Genomic DNA, 9,274 nt, shown 5'->3' on the forward strand with positions numbered 1-9,274 from the left:
AAAAATAACCTTGCTCAAGGTAAACAAGTCACTGCTTATGGTGAAGTGAAACGAGGAAGTCGGGGCCCAGAAATTATTCATCCTGAATACAAAATCAAAGTAGCTGGCTCTGAAGTTAAACTGCAAGAAACACTCACGCCCATCTATTCAACAACAGAAGGCTTGCGCCAAGCATCACTACGTAAATTAATAGAGCAAGCATTAGAATTACTTGATACCTGTGCTATTCATGAACTATTACCCGATCAGTTTATTCACGGTTTACCCCCGCTAGCCACCGCATTACGTACACTGCATAATCCGCCACCAGATATCGCTTTTGCAGAGCTTGAAAAAGGACAGCATCCTGCGCAAAAAAGACTCATTATTGAAGAGTTACTTGCCCACAATCTAGGTATGCTTAATGCAAGAGCTGGCGCACAATCTTATCGTGCAGAACCATTGTTTATGCCAAATACGTCAACATTACGTCAGCAATTTCTCGCATCGCTCCCTTTTACGCCTACGAATGCACAACAACGTGTCGTCAATGAGATAGAAGCCGATTTAGAAAAAGACTATCCAATGATGCGATTAATCCAAGGAGATGTAGGTTCAGGTAAAACGTTAGTTGCAGCGTTAAGCGCATTACGTGCCATTGCTAATGGCAAGCAGGTGGCTTTAATGGCACCAACAGAGTTATTGGCAGAGCAACATGCATTAACCTTTAAAAAATGGTTTGAACCTTTTGATATCCAAGTAGGTTGCTAGCCGGAAAACAGAAAGGGAAAGCGCGCGAAACACAACAAAACGCCATTGCGAATGGTGAAGTATCGATCATTATTGGAACGCATGCTATTTTCCAAGAACAAGTTAAATTTCACTCCCTAGCCTTAGTGATTATTGATGAGCAACACCGATTTGGTGTTCATCAACGTCTCGCATTATGGAAAAAGGGTGAAGAGCAAGGCTTTCATCCCCATCAATTAGTCATGACAGCAACGCCGATCCCGAGAACATTAGCGATGACGGCCTACGCGGATATGGACACCTCTATTATCGACGAATTACCACCGGGTCGAACACCAGTGACCACGGTCGCTATCCCTGATACTCGCCGTAATGACATTATTGAACGCATCAAGCTAGCGTGCACAGAAGAAAAGCGACAAGCCTATTGGGTATGTACCTTAATTGAAGATTCTGATGTTCTTGAAGCACAAGCCGCCCAAGTTATCTATGATGAACTGACCATTGCACTCCCTGAAATCAACGTGGGATTGGTGCACGGGCGAATGAAACCTGCAGAGAAACAGGCCGTCATGACCGCCTTTAAAGAAAATGCGCTTCAACTTTTAGTTGCAACAACCGTAATTGAAGTCGGTGTTGACGTACCTAATGCAAGTTTAATGATCATTGATAACCCAGAACGACTGGGACTCGCACAGTTACACCAATTACGTGGACGTGTAGGCCGAGGCGCAATCGCCTCTCATTGTGTCTTGCTATATAAAACACCACTCACACAAACAGCACGTTTGCGATTGCAGGTATTAAGAGATAGCAATGACGGTTTTGTGATTGCACAAAAAGATCTCGAAATCCGTGGCCCTGGTGAACTTTTAGGTACTAAGCAAACAGGTAATGCACAATTTAAAGTCGCTGATTTGTTACGCGACCAAGGGCTTATTCCTGAGGTTCAGCGCATTGCTCGTTATCTGCATCAACACTATCCTAAACATTCTCAAGCCTTAATCGAACGCTGGCTACCTGCTAAGACACAATACAGCCAAGCTTAAGGTGATTCTTTTGTATGGCTTAGCGTGCGTTTAAACTCGCTTTGGGCTGATCTTGAAATATTCGTAAATTTAATACCGCATAGCAAAACACCTCAATGCTGATATTCAACATTGAGGTGCTCTTTAACGTTTTGACGCTATTTTAATTTATAGCAACCAAACTACCCTGCAACGATTGGCGTAAAAAACGGTAGCATTAGATACAGTTTAATCACTATTGCATTCACAATATCAATAAAGAATGCACCAACCATAGGCACGACTAAGAACGCAAGATGAGACGGTCCAAAACGGTCTGTTACCGCTTGCATATTCGCAATCGCCGTTGGTGTTGCGCCTAAACCAAAACCACAGTGACCTGCTGCTAAAATCGCGGCATCGTAGTTTTTACCCATGACACGGAAAGTCACAAAAATAGCATACAGCGCCATTACACCGGCTTGAACTCCAAGGATAACCAGCATTGGTATCGCCAGTGATGCAAGCTCCCATAATTTCAAGCTCATTAATGCCATCGCTAAGAATAACGATAAACTCACGTTACCTAAGACTGACACCGCTCTATCAAAAACACGGTAGAACCCAAGCATTGAAAGGCTATTACTTAAAATCACACCAATAAATAGAACACACACAAAGGTTGGTAGTGAGAATGCAGTACCTTCTAACAATTGGGAAAGGAACGTACCTGCCATTAAACAGATAGAGATCATCGCAATCGTTTCTAATAAAACCATTGAAGTGATCATTCGACCTGTTGTCGGCTTCTCAAATGCGGTTGGCATTTCATGGTCATCGGCGCCTAATCCCGGTGTCGGGATATTTTTGATTAAGTAGCGTGCAACTGGACCACCAATCAATCCACCTAAAACTAAGCCAAAAGTAGCACAAGCCATTGCCACTTCAGATGCGCTCATAAAACCATAATTTTCAACAAAGGTTTTACCCCAAGCGGCACCCGTACCATGACCACCCGATAAGGTAATCGAACCGGCCAGTAGCCCCATTAAAGGATCCAGACCTAACATTTCTGCTAATGCAATACCGACGGTATTTTGTACTAACAACAATCCCACAACAACAAAGACGAAAATAAAAAGTGCTTTTCCTCCCGCTTTTAAACTTGCGAGGTTTGCGTTTAAACCAATTGTTGCAAAGAAGGCCAGCATTAATGGATCTTTAAGTGAAAGATCAAAACTCACTTCCCAATCCATAAAAGATTTGAATGCTAATAGAATAACTGCAACAAGTAGCCCACCTGCAACGGGTTCTGGGATCGTATACCGTTCTAAAAAAGGAACAGATTTCACTAATTTACGTCCGATCAAGAGAACCAAAGTGGCCGCAACCAGCGTGCCATAAACATCAAGATGATACATTTATGTACCCCGTCTTATTTGTTAATTTTATATAAAAATACTACGACGCTAAGTTCATCCATAAACAACGCCAAAAGCAGGTATCCCCGATTAGAAAAAAAAAATGGAGACAAACACAAGTTAAAACATATAAAAATGTGAGCGCCTCTTAAGCATTTTGATAACATCATTTTCGCGCAAACGATTGCTTTTGTGGCACAGATCATTAAAATACTGTTTTTGTCGAATAAGAAATTCACACCATGGTTACTTCAGAAAATCAAAATTTGCCTAAAAAATAGTGACGTTTCAATTAAAAAAAATAGCGAACTTCTTTTTGCTTTAGAAGAGAAACCGCCATTACCTCAAACACTTTTTGCTGCTTGCCAACACCTTTTAGCTATGTTTGTCGCGGTTATCACACCTGCGATCCTTATTTGCCAAGCATTAGGATTACCTGCACACGATACTCAACGTATTATCAGTATGTCTTTATTTGCATCAGGTATTGCTTCTCTTATTCAAATTCGAGCATGGGGTCCAATAGGTTCAGGATTGTTATCAATCCAAGGAACAAGCTTTAACTTTGTTGCTCCACTTATTATGGGGGGATTAGCACTTAAAAATGGTGGAGCCGATATTCCAACAATGATGGCAGCCCTGTTTGGGACATTAATGGTTGCCTCATTAACCGAAATCATCCTTTCTCGTGTACTTCACTTAGCAAGACGTATTATTACACCGCTGGTTTCAGGTGTCGTCGTGATGATAATCGGTCTCTCTTTAATCCAAGTTGGATTAACCTCTATTGGTGGTGGTTATGCAGCCATCGAAAATAATACCTTTGGTTCACCACAAAACCTGTTATTAGCAGGCTCTGTTCTTATTGTTATTATTCTACTTAATCGACAAAAAAACCCTTATTTACGCGTTGCTTCTTTGGTCATTGCAATGGCAGTGGGCTATGTTCTTGCTTGGGCTTTAGATATGTTACCCACACCTGCAGAACATCAAGAAACTCCGCTTATGACTATTCCTGAGCCGTTTTATTATGGGCTGTCATTTGATTGGCATTTGCTTATTCCTTTAATGCTGGTATTTATGATCACATCACTCGAAACGATAGGAGATATTACAGCAACTTCTGACGTTTCAGAGCAACCTGTCAGTGGCCCTTTGTATATGAAACGAATTAAAGGAGGCGTCTTAGCGAATGGAATTAACTCCATGGTTTCGGCATTTTTCAATACCTTCCCAAATTCTTGTTTTGGTCAAAATAATGGCGTTATTCAATTAACAGGCGTTGCAAGTCGCTATGTAGGTTATGTTGTTGCCGCAATGCTCATTATCTTAGGCTTATTTCCATTCGTTGCAGAATTTGTGCAAAAAATTCCTGAACCCGTATTAGGTGGAGCCACATTAGTCATGTTTGGTACGATAGCGGCATCGGGTGTACGCATTGTTTCTAAAGAAGCACTCAACCGCCGAGCCATCATGATCCTTGCGATTTCACTTGCGGTAGGGCTGGGCGTTTCACAGCAACCTCAAATATTGCAGTTTGCACCTGATTGGCTAAAAACATTGCTGTCATCGGGTATTGCTGCAGGTGGTTTAACAGCCATTATTTTAAACCTGATTTTTCCGCCAGAAAAATAATCATTAATTAGTTACAAAATAATAAAGCACTATTTTCATCATCAAAAAATAGCGCTTTATTTATTACCTGCAGATCAATGGCGTTTTTATAAAAGCACTTTCCGTTTGATTACAGTAAATAATATTCATCTTTTATTGAAACTCAAAAAAAAAAATAAGATGACAACAACTTTTAATCTAATTAAAAAATCCTGCACTCGAATACTTAAAAAAAGCACGCATCTACTCAAGACTTTCACATACAAACTATTGGGCAATTTTTTTACTTATCTCAAAGATTCCATTCTTTCATTGTTTAATAGTGATCATAAATTTACTCATTTAGGAAATAAATCTATTGCTGAATTTAATTTAGAACATATTCAACAAGACTTAAATGAGTTTTTAAAAAATCCTTCCCTTAATAATTCTGAAGATAAAAACAAAAAGGAATATCTAAACTATACGTTTCAATATTCATCAAAAACAAGCGGGTATTCTCCCTAATTTTTACGATATTTATCACTCAGGTAGCATTGATCCTAATGAATTAATTTCCCAACTTATTAACTATGGTAATAAATTAAAAACCGGAGAATTAAATGATAGAGAGCAAAGCCATAAAAAACATTATAGAAACAATATTGGGTAATATTAAAGCCAATTTACTAGAGAGCAGTAATTCACTCACCAAAGACTTGGTAAACAAGATATCCCTTATCTCAAATAAATAAGCAGTTAAATGATCTTGTTTTATAGAGTGATGAATACTTGAGCATCACCGAGTTTTCAGGCATAACTGTATAATGTTTTGATGGAGTATAAAACAGGAGACAGGTTATGCGCTGGCTGATGAAAAGTTTGGTATCTCTGATACTTATCGTTATTTTATTTATTATTATCATTTATGCTTTTATTCAGACTCAGTGGGGCGCACAAAAAACCAGTGAATGGCTGACACAATACACCGACTATGATATTCGCTTCTCTGGTATTGAGCATGATCTTATGCAACCCGAGCAAGTCATTGTTCATGATCTCCTCATTAATCCTAAGCAAGATAAAGCGATAGTATCGGCAAAATCAGCACAAATTAGATTGAATTGGCAATTTTTTACTACTCCATCTCATCTACAAAAAATCACATTAGAAAATGGCAATATTGATTTTACCAACAAAACACCTTCAATACCGTTAAGCGCCGACATCTTACAATTTAAAAATATGGCGCTACGTAGTGAAAAAGCAGATTTTTCTTTTGATGCCAAGAAAATAACGGGCGGGATCACACCCTGGCTCCCAACATCAACCGACTTAATTGGAGCCGGTCATTTCTAGTTTTCCATTGCTAGTGGCATGATAAATAATAATGAATTCAGTAATTTTATTATTTCTGGACAATATCAACCCAATAATATTCAAATAGAAAAATTAGGTACTCGCCTACTGAATGGCTCACTATCTTTAAGTGGACAATATCAAGACAATCAATGGAAGTTTGATGAAGTTTATATGAATGGCTTGCGCTGGCAATCCTCACAAACCTTTGACGAATTAATTCAATCTCTCTCTGAATATCCTCGTGTTAGCATAAAAACACTCAATATCGTTGATTTGACTGCTGAAGGGAAACAGTGGGCAATAAGTGGTTTTGATGGGCAATTTGCTCAATTGAATTGGGATAACGCGCTTTCATTTACCACTGGTGAACTCAATACAGATGATATTGTTTTTCAAAATGAACACGTTACTGATCTTATTGCAAAACTCAACCAACAGAACAATCAACTCAATCTAGATAACCTCAGTCTACGCTATGAAAAAGGTTTAATTAAACTTGCCGGTCATTGGAATAAAGACAATAAAACCATCACAATCCAAGACGCCACACTATCAGGTTTTTTATATACGTTACCTGAAAATTGGCTCACTTTTTTTAGCTCAACCAATAGATAACAAAAGCAATATTCAAAATATCACTATCGAACAGTTATCTATCAATCAATCTATCTTGATTGATATCACGCCAGAATTTCCATTCCAATTCACCAATTTAACAGGAAAATTGCAAAATTTAATGGTTGCAAAAGAAGGTGAATGGGGATTATGGCAAGGTTCAGCCGTATTAAATGCCGATAGCGGTACATTAAATCGTATTGAATTACGTCGTCCTGATTTAAACATTGTCACTCAACACGATAATGCTATTGTTGAGCAATATTCAGCATTTATTGGTAATGGCATTGTTCGAGGTTCAGCCGCTTTAGTGCAATCTAACCAGCAGCGCCAATTTTCACTTATTGCTAATGGTCTCAATGTCCCTTTATCAACGCTATATACATTAGGTTTAAAAACAACCTACTCTGATGAAATAGGCCAATTCACATTAAAATTGAAAGGTGATTTACGTTCAAAACCAGTCATATCAACACTGAATGGCACATTAACTGGCAATAAAGGTGAACAACAAATACTCAACGCAGTGATACAAAATGGTGAGATAATTAATCACCTATAATATTGATTTTTTCGCAGGAGCACGGATTGCTCCCTTTATAAAAAGCGTTACAATGCGCTATTGCCCTTTTCTTTATTGTGGAGTTTTCATGTCTGACGAAGATTTTTCCCCTGAAAAAATATCTTTAAATGTATTTCAACAATCTCCTTTAACTGCACTTGAAGATAACAGCACACTGCTTGTGTGTGATGATAACAAAACTCCGTTGTTCTATTGCCTTTCCAAAGAAGACTATGATGCATTAATTGAGCGAGTTATGGATGCCGAACTTGCAGCGATCGTACTTGAACGTCGCCAAAATAAATTAGATGAGCTTAATTTAGACTAATTTTATCGATGCAATCATTCGTCTTAAAGAGAACAAATAAAAAACACCCTTCCAGGTGTTTTTTTGTTTTTATCGCATTTTCACAGATAAAATTAACGTCTTTTCTTTTTACGACCAGGCTGAACAAAACGCTTACGAGAATTATTTTCCGTTTCTTTGGTTTTTGTTTGAGGAATATGGATACCTAATGCTTTCGCATTACTACTGATTTGTTTTTTCGGTTTATTTTGCTTTGGTTTTGGTGGCGCTTCAGAAGTCGATTTTTCAATTGCTTCAAATAGAGTAATGAGTTCATCATCGGTCAGATCACGCCATTCACCAACAGGTAATCCAGACAAACTAACATTCATAATGCGAATACGTTCAAGCTTAGTGACTTCATAACCAAAATATTCACACATACGACGTATTTGGCGATTTAATCCTTGAACTAAAGTAATACGAAACACCATCGGTGCTTCTTTCTTAACCTTACATTTTTTGGTTTTTTGTCCCATGATAGGAACACCCGCACCCATTCCATGAATAAATTCATCGGTGATCGGCTTGTTCACTGTCACAAGGTACTCTTTTTCATGATCATTACCTGCACGTAAGATTTTATTGACTAAATCACCGTGGTTGGTCAGGAAAATCAATCCTTGGGAATCTTTATCTAAACGCCCAATGGGAAAAATACGGGTACTGTGGTTAACATAGTCAACAATATTATCTTTTTCGCCATCATCTGTGGTGCTAACAATGCCCACTGGTTTATTCAGCGCAATCAAAACTAACTCAGAGTTATCCTGCGCTTCAATCAATCGCCCATTGACTTTGACTTCATCGCCAGCAAAGACTTGATCGCCAATACTGGCGCGCTTGCCATTAATAAGGACAAGTCCTTGCTCAATATAACGGTCAGCCTCACGACGTGAGCAGATCCCGCTTTCACTGATATATTTATTAAGACGAGTAGATAAATTGGTGTCCATGCTTCCCTCCGTAAACTGCGAAATATACATCAATTGGATAGCGATAGAAACTCTATAACACCGGCATTCAAGAATAGATTTTTTTATACTCTATTTTTTTTAATAAAAAAAATGCAGAAAAATAGAAAAAGGTAACCCAAAAAGAAAAAGAGTGATTTTCCTTTAAGTTACTTTAAAGATGGATAGCTAAATTAGCACTGCTTATTTTGTGAAGGTAAAACAATATAAGTTCCACTAAAAACAGCACCGATACCTTCATCACCACAAATATCAACATCCAGTTTAATTCGAGCCTTACTTCCTTTCGCTAATCGCCCTAAATCTCCACTTAAATTTTCCATATCCGCAACAGCAGCGGGACGCCCTGATACAGGTTTGCGATAACGAATATGCGCATCCACCAGCACAATATCACCTTGCAACTTATGTTCTTGCATTAATAACCAAATCAATCCCCAACCGGTTAAAGTGGCGAGTGAAAATTGGCTACCTGCAAAAATAGTGTGGTGAGGGTTTTGGTTTCCCGCTTCTGGGATAGTGGTATAAAAACGAGTTCCCGTATATTGAGTAATACGTAACCCCATTTTCTCACTTAAAGGAATATGTTGGTGCCACTGTTTTTGTAATTCAGCACACCAATCTGGTCGATGAAGAATATCATCCAGAGACTCAATACTTTTTTT

8 protein-coding genes and 1 pseudogene are annotated in these 9,274 nt (G+C 38.5%); 6 read left to right on the forward strand and 3 right to left on the reverse strand.

Features of this window, described 5'->3' with window-relative positions; genetic code table 11:
- A pseudogene (gene recG / locus BHE89_RS03540) lies at positions 1-1,778 on the forward strand (ATP-dependent DNA helicase RecG); the annotation flags it as partial.
- Between the two features lie 161 nt (positions 1,779-1,939).
- On the opposite strand, the gene gltS reads toward recG, so the two are convergent.
- Complete coding sequence (gene gltS / locus BHE89_RS03545) at positions 1,940-3,157, reverse strand: sodium/glutamate symporter (RefSeq protein ID WP_069369560.1); 1,218 nt, start codon at positions 3,155-3,157, stop codon at positions 1,940-1,942.
- A 258-nt stretch (positions 3,158-3,415) separates the two neighbouring features.
- On the opposite strand from gltS, the gene BHE89_RS03550 reads away from it, so the two are divergent.
- The 5 genes from BHE89_RS03550 (at position 3,416) to BHE89_RS03560 (ending at position 7,617) form a co-directional block, all read left to right on the forward strand.
- Positions 3,416-4,792, forward strand: coding sequence for a uracil-xanthine permease family protein (locus tag BHE89_RS03550; protein ID WP_128860306.1), 1,377 nt, complete (start codon positions 3,416-3,418; stop codon positions 4,790-4,792).
- 819 nt (positions 4,793-5,611) lie between these two features.
- The gene (locus BHE89_RS24860; RefSeq protein ID WP_286139104.1) at positions 5,612-6,109 is read left to right on the forward strand and encodes a hypothetical protein; all 498 of its coding nucleotides are present in this window, start codon (positions 5,612-5,614) and stop codon (positions 6,107-6,109) included.
- A gap of 18 nt (positions 6,110-6,127) precedes the next feature.
- Complete coding sequence (locus BHE89_RS24865) at positions 6,128-6,727, forward strand: hypothetical protein (RefSeq protein WP_286145861.1); 600 nt, start codon at positions 6,128-6,130, stop codon at positions 6,725-6,727.
- 121 nt (positions 6,728-6,848) lie between these two features.
- On the forward strand, positions 6,849-7,289 hold the full coding sequence (locus tag BHE89_RS24870) for an AsmA family protein (protein WP_286145862.1): 441 nt from the start codon (positions 6,849-6,851) through the stop codon (positions 7,287-7,289).
- 88 nt (positions 7,290-7,377) lie between these two features.
- The gene (locus BHE89_RS03560) at positions 7,378-7,617 is read left to right on the forward strand and encodes a hypothetical protein (protein ID WP_069369557.1); all 240 of its coding nucleotides are present in this window, start codon (positions 7,378-7,380) and stop codon (positions 7,615-7,617) included.
- Between the two features lie 92 nt (positions 7,618-7,709).
- On the opposite strand, the gene rluF is transcribed toward BHE89_RS03560, so the two are convergent.
- Together rluF and BHE89_RS03570 are read right to left on the reverse strand one after the other, a co-directional pair.
- Entirely contained in the window at positions 7,710-8,591 is an 882-nt protein-coding gene (gene rluF / locus BHE89_RS03565) for a 23S rRNA pseudouridine(2604) synthase RluF (protein ID WP_069369556.1), read from the reverse strand.
- A gap of 191 nt (positions 8,592-8,782) precedes the next feature.
- A partial coding sequence (locus BHE89_RS03570) for a thioesterase domain-containing protein (RefSeq protein ID WP_171742448.1) occupies positions 8,783-9,274 on the reverse strand: 492 nt, incomplete at its 5' end.

It is taken from the genome of Shigella sp. FC1967 (assembly GCF_001743005.1).
In the GTDB taxonomy this organism is placed as follows: Bacteria; Pseudomonadota; Gammaproteobacteria; order Enterobacterales; family Enterobacteriaceae; genus Proteus.

Coding starts and splice junctions, on each gene's coding strand:
- gltS (WP_069369560.1), bottom strand. CDS start 3,157: ATGTATCATCTTGATGTTTATGGCACGCTGGTTGCGGCCACTTTGGTT.
- BHE89_RS24860 (WP_286139104.1), top strand. CDS start 5,612: ATGCGCTGGCTGATGAAAAGTTTGGTATCTCTGATACTTATCGTTATT.
- BHE89_RS24865 (WP_286145861.1), top strand. CDS start 6,128: ATGATAAATAATAATGAATTCAGTAATTTTATTATTTCTGGACAATAT.
- BHE89_RS24870 (WP_286145862.1), top strand. CDS start 6,849: ATGGTTGCAAAAGAAGGTGAATGGGGATTATGGCAAGGTTCAGCCGTA.
- BHE89_RS03560 (WP_069369557.1), top strand. CDS start 7,378: ATGTCTGACGAAGATTTTTCCCCTGAAAAAATATCTTTAAATGTATTT.
- rluF (WP_069369556.1), bottom strand. CDS start 8,591: ATGGACACCAATTTATCTACTCGTCTTAATAAATATATCAGTGAAAGC.